The sequence below is a fragment of the Paraburkholderia tropica genome (assembly GCF_914484835.1).
GTDB lineage: Bacteria > Pseudomonadota > Gammaproteobacteria > Burkholderiales > Burkholderiaceae > Paraburkholderia > Paraburkholderia tropica_A.
In genome coordinates, this window is the sequence record NZ_CAJZAR010000070.1 from 54,542 (window position 1) to 73,975 (window position 19,434).

At 67.5% G+C, this 19,434-nt stretch carries 17 protein-coding genes; 6 read left to right on the forward strand and 11 right to left on the reverse strand.

Annotated features, from left to right (window positions below; genetic code table 11):
* Positions 1-21 precede the first annotated feature (21 nt).
* Positions 22-1,590 carry an IS66 family transposase gene (gene tnpC, locus LDO54_RS26930; RefSeq protein ID WP_224013726.1) on the forward strand — a complete coding sequence of 523 codons (1,569 nt, stop codon included), beginning with the start codon at positions 22-24 and terminating at the stop codon, positions 1,588-1,590.
* A 141-nt stretch (positions 1,591-1,731) separates the two neighbouring features.
* Here tnpC and LDO54_RS26935 read toward each other — a convergent pair whose 3' ends face one another.
* Positions 1,732-2,118, reverse strand: coding sequence for a response regulator (locus tag LDO54_RS26935; RefSeq protein ID WP_224013727.1), 387 nt, complete (start codon positions 2,116-2,118; stop codon positions 1,732-1,734).
* A gap of 291 nt (positions 2,119-2,409) precedes the next feature.
* Between LDO54_RS26935 and LDO54_RS26940 the strand changes: the two genes are divergently transcribed.
* The 5 genes from LDO54_RS26940 to LDO54_RS26960 are packed head-to-tail and all read left to right on the forward strand — an operon-like array spanning position 2,410 to position 7,722.
* The gene (locus LDO54_RS26940) at positions 2,410-3,096 is read left to right on the forward strand and encodes a TetR/AcrR family transcriptional regulator (RefSeq protein WP_224013775.1); all 687 of its coding nucleotides are present in this window, start codon (positions 2,410-2,412) and stop codon (positions 3,094-3,096) included.
* Positions 3,093-4,094 (forward strand): HlyD family secretion protein, encoded by a 1,002-nt coding sequence (locus tag LDO54_RS26945; protein ID WP_436975696.1) that lies wholly within the window; start codon positions 3,093-3,095, stop codon positions 4,092-4,094. Before LDO54_RS26940 ends, LDO54_RS26945 begins: the two co-directional genes overlap by 4 nt.
* Positions 4,095-4,125: 31 nt before the next feature.
* Entirely contained in the window at positions 4,126-5,079 is a 954-nt protein-coding gene (locus tag LDO54_RS26950) for an ABC transporter ATP-binding protein (protein WP_224013728.1), read from the forward strand.
* Positions 5,076-6,218 carry an ABC transporter permease gene (locus LDO54_RS26955; protein WP_224013730.1) on the forward strand — a complete coding sequence of 381 codons (1,143 nt, stop codon included), beginning with the start codon at positions 5,076-5,078 and terminating at the stop codon, positions 6,216-6,218. Before LDO54_RS26950 ends, LDO54_RS26955 begins: the two co-directional genes overlap by 4 nt.
* Before the next feature lie 7 nt (positions 6,219-6,225).
* Positions 6,226-7,722 (forward strand): efflux transporter outer membrane subunit, encoded by a 1,497-nt coding sequence (locus LDO54_RS26960; RefSeq protein WP_224013732.1) that lies wholly within the window; start codon positions 6,226-6,228, stop codon positions 7,720-7,722.
* A gap of 4 nt (positions 7,723-7,726) precedes the next feature.
* Here LDO54_RS26960 and LDO54_RS26965 read toward each other — a convergent pair whose 3' ends face one another.
* The 10 genes from LDO54_RS26965 to LDO54_RS27010 form a co-directional block, all read right to left on the reverse strand.
* Positions 7,727-9,037, reverse strand: coding sequence for an MFS transporter (locus LDO54_RS26965; RefSeq protein ID WP_224013733.1), 1,311 nt, complete (start codon positions 9,035-9,037; stop codon positions 7,727-7,729).
* Between the two features lie 92 nt (positions 9,038-9,129).
* Entirely contained in the window at positions 9,130-10,365 is a 1,236-nt protein-coding gene (gene tcuB, locus LDO54_RS26970) for a tricarballylate utilization 4Fe-4S protein TcuB (protein WP_224013735.1), read from the reverse strand.
* Positions 10,352-11,809 carry an FAD-dependent tricarballylate dehydrogenase TcuA gene (tcuA, locus tag LDO54_RS26975; protein ID WP_224013737.1) on the reverse strand — a complete coding sequence of 486 codons (1,458 nt, stop codon included), beginning with the start codon at positions 11,807-11,809 and terminating at the stop codon, positions 10,352-10,354. Before tcuA ends, tcuB begins: the two co-directional genes overlap by 14 nt.
* A 115-nt stretch (positions 11,810-11,924) precedes the next feature.
* Complete coding sequence (locus tag LDO54_RS26980) at positions 11,925-12,848, reverse strand: LysR family transcriptional regulator (RefSeq protein WP_224013739.1); 924 nt, start codon at positions 12,846-12,848, stop codon at positions 11,925-11,927.
* An 84-nt stretch (positions 12,849-12,932) separates the two neighbouring features.
* Positions 12,933-14,258 (reverse strand): hypothetical protein, encoded by a 1,326-nt coding sequence (locus LDO54_RS26985; RefSeq protein ID WP_224013741.1) that lies wholly within the window; start codon positions 14,256-14,258, stop codon positions 12,933-12,935.
* Positions 14,259-14,287: 29 nt separating this feature from the next.
* Positions 14,288-15,877, reverse strand: a complete 1,590-nt coding sequence (locus LDO54_RS26990) for a VWA domain-containing protein (RefSeq protein WP_224013743.1) — start codon at positions 15,875-15,877, stop codon at positions 14,288-14,290.
* Positions 15,867-16,916, reverse strand: a complete 1,050-nt coding sequence (locus tag LDO54_RS26995) for a vWA domain-containing protein (RefSeq protein ID WP_224013745.1) — start codon at positions 16,914-16,916, stop codon at positions 15,867-15,869. Before LDO54_RS26995 ends, LDO54_RS26990 begins: the two co-directional genes overlap by 11 nt.
* Positions 16,903-17,418 carry a DUF4381 domain-containing protein gene (locus tag LDO54_RS27000; RefSeq protein ID WP_224013747.1) on the reverse strand — a complete coding sequence of 172 codons (516 nt, stop codon included), beginning with the start codon at positions 17,416-17,418 and terminating at the stop codon, positions 16,903-16,905. The genes LDO54_RS26995 and LDO54_RS27000 overlap by 14 nt, the downstream gene beginning before the upstream one ends.
* A complete protein-coding gene (locus LDO54_RS27005) occupies positions 17,415-18,443 on the reverse strand; it encodes a DUF58 domain-containing protein (protein WP_224013779.1) in 1,029 nt (342 codons plus the stop codon). The genes LDO54_RS27000 and LDO54_RS27005 overlap by 4 nt, the downstream gene beginning before the upstream one ends.
* Positions 18,443-19,402: an AAA family ATPase gene (locus LDO54_RS27010; protein ID WP_224013749.1), complete on the reverse strand. Its 960-nt coding sequence runs from the start codon at positions 19,400-19,402 to the stop codon at positions 18,443-18,445. Before LDO54_RS27010 ends, LDO54_RS27005 begins: the two co-directional genes overlap by 1 nt.
* Positions 19,403-19,434: the final 32 nt, after the last annotated feature.

Genomic DNA, 19,434 nt, shown 5'->3' on the forward strand with positions numbered 1-19,434 from the left:
CAGACTCGTAAACTACGGCGCATGTCGAACGGCGCCGATCTCCCTGACGATATCGAACTGCTGAAGGCCTTGCTGGTCGAGGCCCGTAGTCTGCTTGCCGAACGCGATGTCGAGATTGAGCAGCTCAAGGCCCAGATCGACAAGCTCCGGCGTATGCAGTTCGGTCGCAAGTCCGAGCAGCTGCAGCGGCAAATCGAGACGCTCGAGACTCAACTTGAGGATCTGGCCGCCGGGCGCGGCGTAGCGGATGTGCAGCGTGCGCAGGCCCGTGGTGCAAACGCGTCCTCATCGAACGCAACGATGGACGAAGCGGCTTCGAAGCAAGCGCTTCCCGCACATCTGCCTCGCGAGGATCATGTACTCGAGCCCGAGTCGAATTGCCCGGACTGCGGTCAACCAATGGGGGTGTTCGGCGAAGACTCATCCGAACAACTCGCCCGGGTTGCCGCGGCGTTCAAGGTCATTCGCACGATCCGGCGCAAGCTGGTTTGCCCGTGCTGCAGCACGATCGCGCAGCCGCCGATGCCGTGGCTGCCGATCGAGCGGAGCATCGCTCATCCGAGCTTGCTGGCAGACATCCTCGTCTCGAAGTATGCAGACCACCAGCCGCTGTACCGGCAATCGGCAATCGCGGCGCGCGACGGCGTGACGCTTGACCGGGCCAGCATGGGCCGCTGGGTTGGCCAGTGTGAGGCGCTGTGCGCCCCGCTAACAGAGGCGCTGCGCCGCTATACCGTGGCCGCTACCAGGCTGCACGCGGACGACACGCCGATCCCGGTGCTCTCACCGGGCAACAGGAAGACCCGCACCGGCCAGCTGTGGGTCTACGTGCGCGACGATCATCGCTCGGGCTCGACGCAACTGGCTTCGGTCTGGTTCGCGTACTCGCCGAACCGCCAAGGCATCCATCCTCAAACCCATCTCGCCAGCTTCAAAGGGATCCTGCAAGCGGATGCTTATGCTGGCTTCGACGAATTGTTCCGCGATGGCTCGATACGCGAGGCTGCATGCCATGCCCACGCGAGGAGAAAGTTCTACGACATCCACGTGCGCACACCATCTGACACAACACAGAAGGCACTCGAATATATCGGCAGGCTCTACGACATCGAGGCCTCCATTCGCGGCAGGCCTGCTACCGAACGGCTGCGAATACGGCAGGAGAAAGCCAGACCGCTGCTTCAGATCTACGAAGCGTGGCTAAGGGCAAAGCTCGAAACACTGTCGTCGAAGTCCGATACGGCCAAGGCGATCAACTACACGCTGAACCAGTGGAGCGCCCTGACGTTGTATTGCGAAGACGGTACGCTCGAGATCGACAACAACATCGCGGAGAACGCGCTGCGTTGTGTAAGCTTGGGGCGGAAAAATTTTTTATTCGCTGGCTCAGACAGCGGTGGCGAACGGGCAGCCGCGATGTACGCATTGATTGGCACTTGCAGACTGAATGACATTGATCCGCGTGCCTACCTCGACTACGTGCTAACCCATATCGCCGGTCACAAAATCAATCGCATCGGCGATCTCTTGCCCTGGTGTGTGGCAGACAAACTGCACAACCCAGGCAGTCCGCCAGACACTTCTACCTGACTGGCAGCTCCAGTTCAACATCATGCTTTACGCGCACGCGCATGGACGAACGGCCCAGCCGAGGCGCTTACTCTCAACGACAAACTCTATTGTCACAAAGACAGACACTATTGTCACAGCGACCAACATATTTGTAATTTGTCAGCAACTGCCCGCCGGGAAGCAGTCGTAACCGAGCAGCACCGCCTTGACCACGCCGCACAACTCTTCCACGCCCCGGCTCTTGCTCACGTAGCCGTTCGCGCCCGCGATGCGCGTGTGGTTCGCCATGACCTGCTCCGGCTTGGCCGACAGCACGATGACGCGCGTGGTGGCCTGCTTGGCGCGGATGCCGCGGATGACCGACAGGCCGTCGAGCTTCGGCAATTCGAGGTCGAGGATCACGAGGTCGGGTTGCAGGGTCTGGACGAGATGGAGGCCCTCTTCGCCGTCACCGCATTCACCCACGAGTGCATATTCGGTGTTCAGCACGTTGGCGAGCATCTTGAGGACGATCGGATGATCGTCGATAACCACGATGCGCTTCATTTTTTGTTCCATTTCTTTTTGGGGGCGTGAACCGGGCGTGCCTTGCGGCACAAACTCACAGACTGAACGACCCCCTCTTCTTTTTGTATAGGAAAGTTCCGAAAGGCCGCGCGTATCGATAAACGGGTTAACCCCTTGCGCGAGCGCATTGGATTTAACTAATGCGTGAATTAGACTGAAACGATGAGCACGCGCGCCGTCACTGTCGGAGCCGCCACCGGAACAGCCGCAACGTCGGGCCGCGCCGCCGTGAAACCGCGCGGCCGGCGCCGCCACGACGCCGACCTCGACATGCGCGAGCGCCTGCTCGCCAGCGCCACGCAACTGTTCGCCGAACAGGGCATCGCCGCCACCACCATGGCGCAGATCGCCGCCGCAGCGGGCGTCACGTCGGCCATGGTCCATTACTACTTCACCAATCGCGAAAAGCTGCTCGACGCCGTGGTCGACGAGCGCATCGCGCGCTCGATCGCCTACGTGTGGAGCAGCGAAAACAGCGAGACCGGCGAGTCCGGTGAAATCGCCGCGCATCCGCAGGCGCTCGTGCAGGCGCTCGTCGAACGGCTGTTCGAAGTCACCGCGCAACTGCCGTGGCTGCCGCCGCTCTGGCTGCGCGAGATCGTCAACGAAGGCGGTCTGCTGCGCGAGCGCATGCTCAAGCGCCTGCCCATCGAGCAATTGCAGCGCTTCACCGCGCAGATCGGCGCGGCGCAGCAGGCGGGCGCCGTGAATCCCGACCTCGAAGCGCCGCTGCTGTTCATGTCGATTCTCGCGCTCGTCATGCTGCCGCTCGCGACTTCGAAGCTCTGGCAAAGCACGCGCGGGCTGCCGAAGGTCGAGCGCGAAGCGCTGCGCCGACACGTCACCGCCCTGCTCGCGGGCGCGATGCGCGTGCCGGAAGGCGCGCACCTCCGCCGCGATCGCACCGACACCGCCGCGCGCCCGCGCTCGCGGCGCACGCCGGGAGAATCCACGTGAACCCGCGAATCTCAACAGGCCATCGCCGCCCGGCACGCGGCGCGTTCCCCGCTCTCTTCGCGCTTGCCTCGCTTTCTGCGCTCGTCGCACTCTCGGCCTGTTCTCGCCACGAAACGCCGGTTTATCAGGGTTACGTCGAAGGCGAGTACGTCTATCTGGCCTCGTCGCAATCCGGCACGCTCACGGAACTCCACGTGCAGCGCGGCCAACAGGTCGACGCCGCCGCGCCGCTGTTCGCACTCGAATCCGTCGACGAAACCGCCGCCTTCGACGAAGCGCGTCATCGCCTCGTGGCCGCGCAGGCGCAGTTCGCCGATCTGCAGACGGGCAAGCGTCCGCCCGAAGTGCGCGTGACCGAGGCGCAGCTCGCGCAGGCCGAAGCCAACGCGCACAAGGCCGCACTCCAGCTCACGCGCGACGAGGCGCAATGGCGCGCGGGCGGCATCGCGCAGGCGCAGCTCGACGACTCGCGCGCGCAGGCGGTCAGCACCGCCGCGCAAGTGCGCGAACTGCGCAATCAGGTGCGCGTCGCCAACCTGCCCGGCCGCTCGGCGCAGATCGACGCGCAGGCCGCCGAGGTGAAGGCCGCGCAGGCCACGCTCGCGCAGGCGCAGTGGAAGCTCGACCAGAAGCGCGTGGCCGCGCCGCGCGCGGGGCTCGTCTACGACACGCTCTATCGCGTCGGCGAATGGGTGCAGGCGGGCAGCCCGGTCGTGCAGATGCTGCCGCCGCAGAACGTGAAGCTGCGCTTTTTCGTGCCGGAAAGCGCGGTCGGCGCGCTCGCGCCGGGCCGCAAGATTCTGGTGCATTGCGACGGCTGCGCGGCCGACGTGCCCGCCACGCTCAGCTACGTGTCGAACGCTGCCGAGTACACGCCGCCCGTCATCTACAGCAACGAGAACCGCAGCAAGCTCGTGTTCATGATCGAGGCGCGCCCGAGCGCCGCCGATGCGCCCAAACTCCATCCGGGCCAGCCGGTGGAAGTGCGGCTGCAGTGAGGCGCGGATGAATACGCCGATGAATACGCCGATGAACGCACCAACAAGCGACCCGGTCCGCTACGCCATCGATGTGCGCCATCTGAACAAGCGCTTCGGCGACAAGCACGTGGTCAACGACGTCTCGCTGCGCGTCGCGCCTGGCGAGATCTTCGGCTTTCTGGGGCCAAACGGCAGCGGCAAGACCACCTCGATCCGTCTCATGTGCGGCCTGCTCACGCCCGACTCGGGCGAAGGCACCTGCCTCGGCTACGACATCGTGCGCGAGAGCGCGCAGATCAAGCGGCGCGTCGGCTATATGACGCAGCGTTTTTCGTACTGGGACGATCTCACCATCCGCGAAAATCTCGACTTCGTCGCGCGCATCTATCAGATGCCGAACCGCCGCGAAACCGTCGACCGCGCGCTCGAATCGCTCGGCCTCGCGAGCCGCGCGAGCCAGCTCACGGGCGCGCTCTCGGGCGGCTGGAAACAGCGCCTCGCGCTTGCGGCGTGCATGCTGCACGAGCCGCAACTGCTGCTGCTCGACGAACCCACCGCGGGCGTCGATCCCACCGCGCGCCGCGACTTCTGGGAAGAACTGCATCGCCTCGCCGCGCGCGGCATTTCGGTGCTCGTGAGCACGCACTACATGGACGAGGCCGAGCGCTGCCACAAGCTCGCCTATATCGCCTACGGCAAGCTGCTCGCGCAGGGCACGGCCGCCGAGGTGATCGCATCGCAAGACCTCGAAACCTGGGCGATCCACGGCGACAAGCTCAGCGAACTCTCCACGCAATTGCGCGCGCAGCAAGGCGTCGATCAGACGGTGGTGTTCGGCTCGTCGCTGCACGCGAGCGGACGCGATCACGCCGCGCTCGCCGCCGCCATCGAACACGCCGTCGCGGGCAAGCCGCTGCGCGCCGAACGCATCGACACGGGACTCGAAGACGTCTTCATCTACATGATGGGACATGCTCAGGATAACTACGGAGGCACGCGATGAATCACGCGCTCGCGTTCTCTGTCACGCGCTGGTGGAGCATCGTCCTCAAGGAGTTTCTGCAACTCAAGCGCGACCGCGTGACGTTCGCGATGATCGTCGGCCTGCCGATCATCCAGTTGACGCTGTTCGGCTATGCGATCAACACCGATCCCAAGCACTTGCCCACCGCCGTCGTGATCTACGACGACAGCCCGTTCGCGCGCAGCTTCGTCGCGGGCATGAAGAACTCGGCCTATTTCGACGTCGTCGATACGCTGCCCGATGAAGCCGCCGCGCAACACGCGCTTGCGCGCGGCAGCGTGCAGTTCGTGCTGAGCATTCCCGTCGATTTTTCGCGGCGTCTGCTGCGCGGCGAGCGCCCTTCGCTGCTCGTCGAAGCCGATGCCGCCGATCCCACCGCCATCACCACCGCGCTCGCCGCGCTGCCGGGGCTCGTCGCGCCCGCCGCCGCGAAAGACCTCACGGGACCGCTCGCGCGCCTGAACGGCACGCCCGCCGCCTTCGACGTGCAGATCCACCGCCTCTACAACCCCGAGGGCATCACGCAGTACAACGTCGTGCCCGGCCTGATGGGCGTGATCCTCACGATGACGATGGTGATGATGACGGGCCTCGCCATCACGCGCGAACGCGAGCGCGGCACGATGGAGAATCTGCTCGCCACGCCCGTGCTGCCGATCGAGGTGATGACGGGCAAGATCGTGCCTTATGTGGCGATCGGGCTCGTGCAGGCGACCATCATCGTGCTGGCCGCGCGCTTCGTGTTCCATGTGCCGTTCGCGGGCAGCCTCGTAGCGCTTTATCTTTCGGCGCTGCTGTTCATCGCCGCCAATCTCACGGTGGGCATCACGCTCTCCTCGCTCGCGCAGAACCAGTTGCAGGCCATGCAGCTCACGGTGTTCTATTTTTTACCGAGCCTGCTGCTGTCCGGCTTCATGTTTCCGTTCGCGGGCATGCCGCGCTGGGCGCAGTGGATCGGCGGGCTGTTGCCGCTCACTTACTTCAACCGCCTCGTGCGCGGCATTCTGCTCAAGGGCAACGGCTGGGCCGATCTGTGGCCTTCGGTGTGGCCGCTCGCGGTTTTCACGGCGATCGTGATGGCGATCGCCGTGCGCTTCTACCGGCGCACGCTCGATTGAGGCCGCGATGACGACGCCCGCCCGCTCCCTTGTTCTCGCATCGAGTCTCGCGCTGGCCGCGTGCGCCGTCGGCCCCGATTTTCATGCGCCGGCCGCGCCCGATGCGCCGAATTACACGCGCGACGCTTTGCCCGCCGCCACCGCATCCGCGCCAGGCTTGGGTGGCGCGCCGCAAACCTTCGCGAGCGCCGATCACGCGCCGCGCGCCTGGTGGACGCAGTTCGGCAGCCCCGCACTCGACAGCCTCGTCGACGAAGCACTGCACGCGAGCCCCACGCTCGAATCGGCGCGCGCGAAGCTCGTCGAAGCGCGCGAGAACTACAACGCGCAAGCGGGCGCGACGCTGTTTCCTTCGATCGACGCGAAGCTCTCCGGCACGCGTCAGCAGATCGACCTCGCCGCGTTCGGCATCACGCAGGTGCCGAATCCGGGGCCGTTCACGCTCTACGACGCGTCGGTCAGCATTTCCTACGTGTTCGATATTTTCGGCGCGAACCGGCGCGCGCTCGAGGCCACGCTCGCGCAGGTCAATTATCAGGAATACGAACTTGAAGCGGCCCAGCTGAGCGTCGCGGGCAACGTCGTCGCCGCCGCGCTGCGTCGCGCGTCGCTGCGCAGCCAGATCGAGACGACGCAACAACTGATCGATGCGCAAACGCGCCAGCTCGCGATCATGGACGCGCGGCTCGCGGCGGGCGGCGTCGCGCGGCTCGACGTGCACAGCCAGCGCACGCTGCTCGCGCAGACGCGCGCCACGCTGCCGCCGCTCACCACGCAGCTAGCCCAAACCGACGATCAACTGGCGATCCTGCTGGGCGCGCCGCCGTCGAGCGACGCCTACGCGCAGCAACTCGACGCCCTCACGCTCGACGCGCTGCATCTGCCCGACACCGTCGCGCTCACACTGCCCGCCACGCTCGCACGCGAGCGGCCGGATATCCGCGCATCGGAGGCGCTGCTGCATCAGGCGAGCGCGAATATCGGCGTGGCGACCGCGAATCTGTTCCCGCAGATTTCGCTCTCGGCGGGCGTGGGTTCGCAGCGCACGCGCGTCGCCGATGTGATCGAGGGGCTGAATATCTGGAACGTCGGGCTCGGCCTCACGCAGCCGATCTTTCATGGCGGCGAATTGCGCGCGAAGCGACGCGCGTCGCAGGCGGCCTACGACGCGGCCTTCGCCGACTATCGGCAAACGGTCCTGCTGGCGCTGCAACAGGTCGCCGACACGCTGCACGCGTTGCAGGACGACGCGCTCGCCTTGCAGGCACGCGACAGCGCCGCGCGCGAAGCGCAAGCGAGCGCCGATATCGCGCGCAATCGGTATGCGGCGGGCGGCGTGAGCGAATTCGATCTCGTCGATGCGCAGCGCCAGGCGCTGCAAACCGCGCTCGACCGCACGCGCGCGCAGGCCACGCGACTCGCGGACACCGCCGCGCTCTATCAATCGCTCGGCGGCGCGGCGCTGCCCGGCGACGCCGCGCGCGAGCACGCATCGACGCCCTGAACGCCTACGATTGCGCGACCGCGAGCGTCGAGCCGCGCCGATACAGCGTCAGCGTCGCGCCCAATCCACACGCCGCCGCGAAACACAGCCAGTAGCCGGGCGCGGCCTTATCGTGCGTGACCTGAATCAGCCACGTCGAGACCGCGGGCGTGAAGCCGCCGAACAGCGCCGTCGCAAGACTGAACGCGAGCGAGAAGCCCGCCACGCGAACCTGCGCGGGCATCACTTCCGTGAGCGCGGCAACCATCGCGCCGTTGTACATGCCGAAGAAAAACGAGAACCACAGCAACACCGCGAGCATGCGCGCGAAGCTCGCGCTCGCCACCAGCCAGGACAGCGCGGGATACGCCGTGAGCAACGCGAGCACGGTGATGCCGACGAGAATCGGCTTGCGTCCGATGCGGTCGGAAATCGCGCCGCCGATCGGCAGCCAGAAGAAGTTCGACACGCCCACGCAGAGTGTCACGATCAGGCTCTCGGCGGTCGTGAGCTTGAGCACGGTCTTGCCGAAGGTCGGCGTATAGACGGTGATCAGGTAGAACGTCGTCGTGGTCATCGCGACCAGCAGCATGCCCGCGATCACGACGCGCCAGTTGGCGAGCAGCAGCGCGAACACCTCACGCACGCGCGGATGATGCGTGCGCGCGGCAAAGGCCTCGGTTTCCGCGAGCGTGCGGCGCAGCAGGAACAGGAACGGCACGATCGCGCAGCCGATCAGGAACGGAATGCGCCAGCCCCATGCCGCAATCGCGCTCGCGCTGAGCCACGTGTTGAGCGCGTAGCCGAGCGCCGCCGCCACCACGATCGCCACCTGCTGGCTCGCCGACTGCCAGCTCGTGTAGAAGCCCTTGGTGCCCGGCGTCGCGAGTTCGGCGAGATAGACGGAGACGCCGCCGAGTTCCGCACCCGCGGAAAAGCCCTGCAGCAAGCGCCCGAGCAACACGAGCAAGGGCGCGGCCACGCCGATGGCCGCATAGCCCGGCACGGCCGCGATCAGGATCGTGCCGCTCGCCATGATCGCGAGCGTGACGATCAGGCCGCGTCGTCGGCCGACCTTGTCGATATACGCGCCGAGGAAAATCGCACCGAGCGGCCGCATCAGAAAGCCCGCGCCGAACACCGCGAAGGTGAGCATCAGCGAGGCAAATTCGCTGTCCGCCGGGAAGAACACGTGCGAAATCGACGTGGCGTAGAAGCCGAACAGAAAGAAGTCGAACTGTTCGAGGAAGTTGCCGCTCGTCACGCGCAACACGGCGGCAGCCGTCGATGCGCGCGTGCGGGCCGGGCGCGTCCCGGCGACGGTGGACGGGGTCACGATGCGTGTCTCCTTGTGATTTTGTGGGGTCCTGCGGGTGTTGCGGGTGTTGCTTGCGCTGCTCGTGCTGCTTTTGCTGCCTCGTGCTGGCTTCAGTCGGCGGCCGTGGCGGGCGCCTTCGCCGTGCGTCGTTCGATGGCGGCCTTCACGAGCGCCGCACTACGAAAGATGCCGTGCGCGAACTTGCCGTACGGCATCGTCGCGAACAGCGCCATCACCGCGCCCAGGTGCACGGCGAGCAGCGCGGACATCGCACTGGTTTCTCGCCAGGCGAGCAGCGCGAGTCCGCTTGCGCTCGTCATGATCAGCAGCGCGATAAACGCGCGGTCCATCGGACGCTGACGCAGGTCCGTACGCGCCGGATCGCGACGCAGATTCAGCCACAGCAAACCCGATGCGCCCGCTAGCAGACTCACGCCGCCTACGGTGCCGAGCAGCACCGGCGCGCTCAGCAACGGATACGGCGCTTCCAGCCCGAACGCATACTGATAGAGCGTCGCGACCGCCGTGGCCGCGAAGCACAGCATGAAGCCGTAGAAGGTCAGATGGTGGAAGCGGCGGCGCGCGAGCGTGAAGCGATCGTCGGCTTCGTTGCAGCCATCGCCGTGGCCGCCGTCGAGATACTTGAGCGTGAGCGCGTCGTGCGCGGCTTCGGCGAGCGCGCCCGGCGTGGCCTCGCCCGTCGAGATATCGCGCAGAAAACGCGTGACGCCCACGCCCAGCGCCAGCATCGCGAACAGAAACACCGCGCCGAACAGCGCCGCGAGCACGTTGTGCGGAAAGATCGCGTAGAAGTTGCCGCCCGCGATGGCGCTGCCGAATGCGCTGCCGCCGAGCACCGCGCCCAGCGCGATGAACGACGCGAGGCCGAGCGCCAGCGCGAACGCCACCGTCAAACCGTTGCGCTTGTAGAGCGCGCCGAACGCACGCGGCCACGCGTATTCCGTGTAGGTGTCCAGACGAACCTGCGCCATCGCCTGCGGCACATTCACGGCGAATTCGTGCGGCGGCGCATACTGGCACGCGTGATAACACGCGCCGCAGTTATGGCAGAGATTGGCGAGATAGTTGACGTCGGCTTTCGCGAACGAGAGACGCTTCGTCATCGCCGGAAACACCGCGCAAAAACCCTCGCAATAGCGGCACGCGTTGCAGATCTGCATTTGCCGCGCGACTTCGGTTTCGTGCGGCGTCATCGGCTGCATCTGTTGCAGCGGCGCGAAGCGGATCACCTGTTCGCGCGCACCCGCATCCGTTCCCATCTCGGCGCGCGCGCCGGGCGCGGCCAGTTCGCGCGCCTCGCGCGTCAATGCTTCAAGCTGCTGCACGTGCTGCTCCCTTCGAATCGAATGCGGCGCGCGCGGCCTGCGTGCCCGCGATGCGCCCGAACGCGGTGCCGATCGACATCCCCACGCCCGCCGTATACCCCTGGCCGAGCACGTTGCCCGCCATCATTTCGCCCGCCACGTAGAGGTTCGCGCTCGGCTCGCCGTCGAAGTGCACCTGCGCGTACTCGTTCACCTTGAGCCCGAGATACGTGAACGTGATGCCGGGCCGCAGCGCGTAGCCGTAGAACGGCGGCGTATCGAGCGGCAGCGCCCAGTGCGTCTTGGGCGGCTGCAACTGCTCGGTGTGGCAGTCGTCGAGTTTCGTGTGATCGAAGGTGCCGACGCGGCACGCCGCGTTGTAACGTTGCACCGTCTCGACGAAGCGCGCCTCGGGCAAGCCGAGCTGGCGCGCGAGTTCTGGCAGCGTATTCGCCTGCACGCCGGGAAACACCGGCGGCATGAAGCGGCCCACGGCCTTCGAATCGATGATCGAATAGCCGATCTGATCCGGCTGCTGCGCGACGAGGCGGCCCCAGATCGCGTAGCGCTTGGGCCAGAAGTCCTCGCCTTCGTCGTAGAAGCGTTCGGCGTCGCGATTCACGACCACGCCCAGCGAAACGCAGTCGATCCGCGTGCAGATGCCGCCGTCGTAGAGCGGCGCGCGCGCGTCGATCGCGACGCAATGCGATTGCGACGGGTCGCCGATCGCGTCCGCGCCCGCCTCGATCATGTGCTTGAGCAGCACGCCTTCGTTGAAGCGCGTGCCGCGAATCAGGAAGTTGTCGGCGGGCCATTCGCCGCGCGCGTTCTGCCCCCACGCTTCGCGCAGCCACGCACGGTTCGACTCGAAGCCGCCCGCCGCGAGCACGCAGGCGCGCGCCGCGAAACGCTGCGCGCCGCTGTACGCGGCGACGAAACGCGTGCCTTCCATCTCGATGCGATCGACGGGCGTTTCGTAGCGGATCTGCACGCCGAGCGCTTCGGCGCTGCGGTAATACGCGTTGACGAGCGCCTTGCCGCCGCCCATGAAAAACGCGTTGGTGCGCGCCACGTGCAGCGCGCCCGAGAGCGGCGGCTGAAAGCGCACACCGTGCTTGCGCATCCACGGCCTGCAAGTCGACGACGCGCGGATCACGAGTCGCGCGAGCGCCTCGTTCGTGATGCCGCCCGTGACTTTCAACAGGTCCTGCCAGTATTCTTCCTCGGGATAAGCGTCGACGAGCACGTCTTGCGGCGCGTCGTGCATGCAGCGCAGATTGCGCGTGTGCTGCGAATTGCCGCCGCGCCATGCGCGCGGCGCGCTTTCGAGCAGCAGCACCGACGCGCCGGCTTCGCGCGCCATCAGCGCGGCGCAGAGCGCAGCATTGCCGCCGCCGATCACGAGGACGTCGGCGACGACGGTAGGGGTTTGCGCGCTGGGGATCGCGTTGGATCGTTCGGCCATCTTCGTTTGTCTCCTTCGAGACGCACTCTAGAGGGCACGCGCCGCGCGCGCCAGCAGGCGCACGGCAACGGGTCTTCATGATTCGTGAAGACCTGCGGCCAAGCGGCCGCGTTGTTTATGCGCGCAGCACAGCGCCGGGCCAGCGCCCGGCCTGCACGAGTTCGCGCGCGACATCGGCGAGCACGACGCGGGCCGCGAGCGCGGCGGGCGAGAGTTCGTCGTCGGAGACGCTGGCGAGCAGGTTCGGACGCAGCGCGTCGCGGTCGGACACGCGCACGCTCGCGAGCGTGCCGGGCGCCACACGCGCGAGCGCCGCGCCCGGCTGGATCGTCGCCGCGAGGCCGTGGCAGACGGCGTCCATCAGCACGGCGAGGCCGTCGACTTCCGCGACCACGTTCGGCGCGCTGCGCGCCCGCTCGAACGCCTTCGAGAGCAGACTGCGCAAGCCGTGCGATCCGCTCGGCAAAATCAGCCGCAGATCGCCGAGCTTCGCGAGCGCCACGCGCGAACCCGTGGGCATGCCCGCGAGATCCTTCGCGCCGATCACGAACAGACGTTCGTCGAGCAGCGGCATCACGCTCCAGCGCTGCGCGGGTTCCTCGCGGAAAATCACCGCCAGATCGATCTGCCGCGCGCCCAGCATCGCGCCGAGATAACCCGAGAGACTTTCGACCATGCGCAGCCGCACATCGGGATAGCGCGCCTGCATCGCGCGCATGAACGGCACGGCGAGCACGCCGCTCGTGCTGGGCGGCAGGCCCACGCTCACCTGGCCCGAGAGACGCTTCTCGCGCGCGGCGGCGGCGGCCGCATCGACGTGACGCAGCGCGAGCTGCGCCTGACGCCAGAACGCGAGGCCCGCGTCGGTGGGCACGACGCCGCCCGAGGTGCGCTGCAACAAGCGCGTCGAGAGTTCGCTTTCGAGCCGGCTGATCTGCTGGCTCAGCGCCGAGGTGACCATGCCCAGTTCGAGCGCCGCGCGGCCCATGCTGCCGTGTTCGATCACGCTGACGAAATAGCGCAGTTGGCGTAGCTCCATCGTTTCTCCGCTCGCGGCTCAGGTTGCGACAGGCGCTATTGTCGATAGCGCCAACGCAAAACGCAAACGCCGCGCGCGCGGGCGCTAGTCGAGGTTGAGCGGCGGCAGCTGCGAGCGCGCCTTTTCGAGCGCGATGCGCTGCGTGCGCCGCAACGCGCGGCGCAGTGCGCGCAACGGCTGCGTGCCGATGCGCGCGTCGGCGGGCGCGGCATAGGTCTGGTCGATCGCGTCAATCACCTGCGCGCTCGCGGCATCGTCGCAACGCTCGCGCAGCGCGTCCACGCGCGCGGGATGCGCGACATCGCGCCGACGGTCGAGCCAGCGATAGAGCGCGGCGACCGTTTGCGCCTGCGTGCCGCGCCGCGCTGCGTGCAACAGCGCGCGCCATGCGGGATGCTCGCCGCCGCGATAGCGTTCGACGGCGACATGCACCGCGCGCCGCGCCGCCCGCCATCGCGCTGCGAGCCACGGCCACGCCCAGACGGCCAGCAAGACCGCCACGATGCAAGCGATGCCCCAGCCAATACGCGCGCCGTCGATATAGATCACACGATGCGCCGCGCCCTTGCCGAGCGGATCGGCGGGAATAGCGAACAAGGGCTTCTCATGCGCCGCTTCGGCCGAGATCTTCACCGCGGGAAGCACGAGCGTTTCCTCGCGCTGCGTCTTCGTATTCCACCACTCGACCGATAGCTCCGGCAGCCGCACGGCCCCCGCGCGCTCGACGACATAACTCGCGGTATCGGTGCGCTCGCCCGCCACGAGTCCTTGCCGGTCATCGACGATATTCTTCGTCGCGGCCTGCGTGCCGTAGCGCTTCAAACCGGCCACGTCCACGGGCGCGATCGGCGGAATCAGCATCGACTCGGTTCCCGCCGCGCGCTGCGTGATGGTGCGCGTGACGACGTCGCCGACCTTCACGCGCGCGACGCGCGGCGTGATCGTCTGCGAGACGCTCAATTGCGGCGCGGGAAAGAACACCGCCATATCCTGCGCGCCGGGTGGCAGCGTCGCGACCAGTTCGAGTGCGGGCGTTTTCGCCTGCACGGGCGTGTCGGTGCCGCCAGGATGCAGCGTGATCGCGAACGGCGCGATCACATAGCGCTTGCCCGCGCGCGGCGTGATGCGATACGCGCGGCTCACGCCGAACCATTTGACGCCGTCGATCGTTTCGTCGAGGTTCTGGGCGTTCTCGTCGGGCAGCGTCACGAAGGCGTCGGGCACGTTGGGCAGCGGCCAGTCGGGCGCATCGGTGAACCACGTGGTCGTGAGGCAATCGACGACGAGCTTCACCTGCGTGCCCGCCACCACGCTGCCCGACGGTTCGAGATGCGCACGCACGAGGACTTGCGGCGGCGCGTCTGCGTCCGCGTGCGCGTTGAACGCTGCCATCGCCAACATCATCAGCATGACGAAGTATCTTGCGAACCCGCGCGCCATCATGGCGATGCTCCCGCTGTATTGCCAGACTCCTGCTCGAAGCGCTGCTTCAGAAATTGCGCGGGCGACGTGTTGAGCCCGCGCATCCACACATCGTCGGACGGCTGCGCAATCAGCGTGCTGCGCTCGATCTGGCCGTGCTTCTTCTGCTTCTTGATATCGTCCGATTCCTCGTCTTCTTCGTCTTGCTGCGGTTCCTGCTTCGGCTTCGCGAGCAGCGTGCGCATCAGGTCGCGATTTTGCGTCGCTTCGCGCATTCGCGGCGCAAGCGCGAGTGCTTCGTCATAAGCCTTGATCGCGTTGCCGTAGTCCTGCAGATGCGCGAGCGCATTGCCCATGTAGAAGCGCGCCTGCGCGCCGCGCTGCCCCGCGAAGGTCGCGAGCGCGCCCTCGTAATCGCCCGCCTGATATTGCGCGCGGCCCTTCCACACCGGATCGTCGAAACGCTGCGCCGCGCGCGCGTAGTCGCCGTGCTCGAAGTACCAGCGGCCTTGCTGATCGTGCGTCGCGAACAGGTCGAGCCAGTTCCATGCGGCCGCGTGCGCCTGCTGCGGCAGGCCTTGCAGCACGAGCACCGCGAACACGGCGGGCAGCCACTTGACGGTCCAGCCGCGCCGGAAGCTCAACAGCCCGAGCAGGATCAGCGGCAGCACGAGCCAGTAGCCGTCCTCGCGCCAGCGCGGCGTGCGCTTCGCTTCGTCGGCGGCGTCGAGCCAGGTCTGCGCGCGATGCTGGACCCAGCGGATGTCGTCGCCGTCGCTGCGCAGGCTGGCGAGCGGCACGCCTGCTTCGTCGGCGACACGGCGGATCGCGTCGGGATCGAACGCGCCTGTGCGCGCGTGGCCTTGCGCGTCGAGTTCCACTTGCCCATCCGCGCCGCGCAGCGCGCCGCCGTCGCGCGTGCCGACCGCCAGCCACAAGACCTGCTGACGGGAGCGTTTCACCGCTTGCACGAAGGCCTCGGCGTGCGCGGGATCGATGCCGTCGCTGATGAGGACGATCGTGCCCGGCACGGGATCGTGTGCAAGCAGCGACTCGGCGGCGGCGAGACCGGCGGCGGCATTCTTGCCGTCGTCGGGCATGAGGGCGGGCGAGAGCGCGGGCAAATAGAGTTGCAGCATCTCGCGGTCGTCGGTGGGCGGCACGACGAGATGCGCGGTCGAGGCGAACACGACGAGCCCCGTGCGCGCGCCTTTGCGCGCGGCGGCGAGATCGAGCACCTTCTGCTTCGCGCGTTCGAGGCGCGTGGGCGCGATGTCGCTCGCGTCCATCGACGGCGCGAGTTCGAGCACGATCACGAGCGGCGCCTTGTCCTGATCGAACGGCGGGCGTTCCTGCCGCCACGCCGGACCCGCGACGGCGACGGCGGCGAGTGCGATGCAGAGCGCGAGCGTATCGACGGGACGCAAGCGGCGCTGCGTGCGTCCGCCCACGATCAGATGGTCGAGCAGATGCGGTTCGACGATGCCGCGCCAGCGTCCGCGCACATCGTGACGACGGCGCCAGATCACGGGCAACAGCGCGGCGAGCAGCAGCAGCCAGAGCCAGTGCGGACGCAGAAAGTGGAACGCGGTCAGGTCAATGGACATGATCGGGCTCCGCTTTTGCGGCGTCGATTTGAACCGCCTCGGCAGTCGTGCGCGTGCGGGCGCGCAGCAGCGCAACGCCCAGCGCCACCACGTGATAGAGCGAGAGCAGCAGCAGCCCCGCGCCCAACGGCACCCAGTAAAAATCGCGCTGCGGCCGGTAAATCTCGTGCTTCACCGCGACCGGCGTGATGCGGTCGAGCGTGGCGTAGACGTCCGCGAGTTCGGCTTCGTCGCCGAGCGCGCGGAAGGCGCGGCCGCCGGTCGTATCGGCGATACGCTGAAGCGCCTCCAGATCGACACGATCCTCGCCCGACGCGGCCGCATCGCCGATGCCGATGGTGTCGATCGTCAGCCCATGATGTTTCGCGATCTGCGCCGCGTTTTCAGGGGGAATCGCGCTGGCCGTGTCGTTGCCGTCGGTCAGCAGGATCAGCACTTTTTGCGGCGCGGGCGAGGCGTCCATCAGCTTCACGCTCACGCCGATCGCATCGCCGATCGCCGTGCGCGCGCCCGCCATGCCGATCTGCATCTGATCCAGCAGCGTGAGCACGGCGTCGTGATCGAGCGTGAGCGGCGCCTGCGGATACGCGGCCTGCCCGAACACCACGAGGCCGATGCGGTCCTGCGTGCGCTTGCGGATGAAGTCGGCGACCACGCGCTTCACCGCCGTGAGCCGATCCATGCGCTCGCCCGTGGCGGCGTTCGCGAAGTCGCGCGTCGACATGGACTGCGAGAGATCGATCGCGAGCATCAGATCGCGTCCGGGCGTATCGTGCGTGACGGGCGGCTCGACGTACACGGGTTTCGCGGCGGCGCTCAGCAGCAGGCACCAGAGCAGCGGCGCCATCGCGCGTTGCAGCCAGTTGCGCCGCAGCCGCACGCCGCCAGGCGCGGGACGCTCGCCCGCCGCGCCCGCCATTTCGTGAAAGAACGGCACGCGAACGGCCTGCGCTTTCGTGCGGTACGCGGGCCACAGCCACCACACCAGCGCGGGCAGCGGCAGCAGCGCGAACAGCCACGGAAGCTCAAATTTCCACATGGTGATGGGCGATCCAGTCGCGCGCGGCATCGACGAGACGTTGTGCGTCGGCGCTCGCCACCGCCGCGCGCTGCGACTCGGGTCCGTAACTCACGAGCATGAGCAGCGCGCCGCTCTGTGCGTCGAAGCCGTGCGTGCGCTGAAGAAAGTCGAGCCACGCCGCGCCGCTGAGCGCCGCCACGCGCTCGCGCGGCAGCACGGCAAGCGCCGTGCGCTTGAGCAGGCTCGCGAGGTCCGCGAGTGCCGGGGCGCGCTGCGCGCCATCGCCGATGCGCGTGGCGATGCCCGCGAGTTCCGCGAGCGCGAGCCGCCGATAACGCTGCTTCCGATGACGACGCCATGCAAACCACGCAATCGCCAGCGTCGCCGCAAGCAGCAACGCGAGCACGATCAGCCAGCCGACCGTCTGCGGCCAGTACGGCACGGGCGCGGGCAACGCAAGCTCGCGCAACGCTTGCAGGTCGGCGGGCGTGTTGGCGGGGGCGGAGATCGGCGTGCTCACAACCCGCTCCCATGCACGGGCCTCACGGGCGTCGCGGGCCGCTCGGGCCGCGCACGCTCGCCGAACAGGCGGCGCACCTGCTCGACCACCGGCTCCGCCGTCGAGACCGGCAGCAACGGCACGCCGCTCGTCGCGAGCAACTGCGCAACCTCGGCGCTGCGCCCTTCGAACAGGCTCGCGAGCGGCGCACGCACGCGCTCGTTCTGGATGCGCAATTCGACCTGCAACCGCCCCTCGCTGACCACCAGCGCGCGATGCGCGGGCATGTGCTGCCAGAGCGGGTCGTAGATCATCGCCGCCACCACGTCGTTGTGCGCCGATAGCTGACGCAGCAGCTTGCGCGTGCGCTCGCCCGCGCCCGCGAAATCGCTCGCGACGCAAATCAGATAGTCATGCGAAGCAATTTGCAGCACGCCTTCGAGCGCCGCATCGAGTTGATCGTAGGCCGGGCGTGCGTCGCTTTCGGCGTGCATCGCACGATTCATCCGCTCGATCACCGCGAACAGCGTCTTGATGCGCGAGCGGCTGCGCAAGGGCCGCAGGCGCACGGTCTGCGTATCGTCGAAGACGACGCCGCCCACGCGGTCGCCCGCCTGAAAGCCCATCCAGATCGCGAGCGCCGCCAGCTCCGCCGCCACCACCGACTTGAACGCGCGCCGCGACCCGAAGAACATGCCGATGCGCTGATCGACCACCATCAGCAAGGGCCGGTCGCGCTCCTCGGTATAGGTGCGCACGAGCGGCTTGCCGAGCCGCAGCGAGGCGCGCCAGTCGAGATGGCGCACGTCGTCGCCGGGCAGATACGCGCGGATCTCCTCGAAGTTCAGGCCGCGTCCGCGCAGACGCGATGCGTGCGCGCCCGCGAGCACGCTGCGCACCGGCGCGGGCGGCACGAAACTCAGCCCGCGCGCCTGAAACTCCAGCTTCGCGAGATGCGCGGCATTCACGTAGACGGTGCCGATGGCGTCGTCGTCAGCGCTCAGCGCCGCAACGGCCCGAGCGACGTCCGCATCGGCGCCGCGCATCATGCCGGGACCGCCACGGCGGCGACCAGTTGCTCGATCACCTGATCGGCGCTCACACGCTCCGCGCTGGCGTCGTACGAGAGAATCAGCCGATGCCGGAGCACCGGGCCGATCACGGCGCGCACGTCGTCGGGCGTCACATAGGCGCGGCCGTCGAGCCAGGCGTGCGCGCGGCTCGCGCGGTCGAGGCCGATCGCGCCGCGCGGACTCGCGCCGATCTCGATCCAGCGCGCGAGCCCTTCGTCGAGCGCCTTCGGATGGCGCGTGGCGTTCACGAGCGCCACGATATAGTCGTCGATGGCCGGCGCGACCTCCACTTGCGCGACGGCGCGGCGCGCCGCAAACACCACGTCCTGCGCGAGCGTTTCGGCCTCGGGCGGCGTGCCGGTGGTCTCGCGGCGCAGCAGCCTGAGCATCTCGCCCTCGCTTTGCGGCGACGGATAACCGATCAGCACCTTCATCAGAAAGCGGTCCATCTGCGCCTCGGGCAGCGGATACGTGCCCTCCTGCTCGATGGGATTCTGCGTCGCCATCACGAGAAACAGATCGGCCATGCGATGCGTCTTGCCCGCGACCGAGATCTGCCGCTCCTCCATCGCTTCGAGCAAGGCCGACTGCACCTTGGCGGGCGCGCGGTTGATTTCGTCGGCGAGGATCAGATTGCCGAAGATCGGGCCGGGCTGAAACGTGAGCATGCGCTCGGTGCCCGATTGCAACAGCGTTTCCCCGCCGGTGATGTCGGAAGGCAGCAGGTCGGGCGTGAACTGGATGCGGCGCATGGTGGCGGCGAGGCGCGCCGCGATGGCCTTGACCGTGCGCGTCTTCGCGAGGCCCGGCAGGCTTTCGAGCAGAACGTGGCCGTCGGCGAGCAGCGCGATCAGCACGTGGCGCACCACGTCCTGCTGGCCGATTACCGCTTCGTTCACGCCCGTTTCAAAACGCAAAATAGTCTCTCGCATTGTTTTCGCTTCCGGCTTCAAATAGTTTCTTT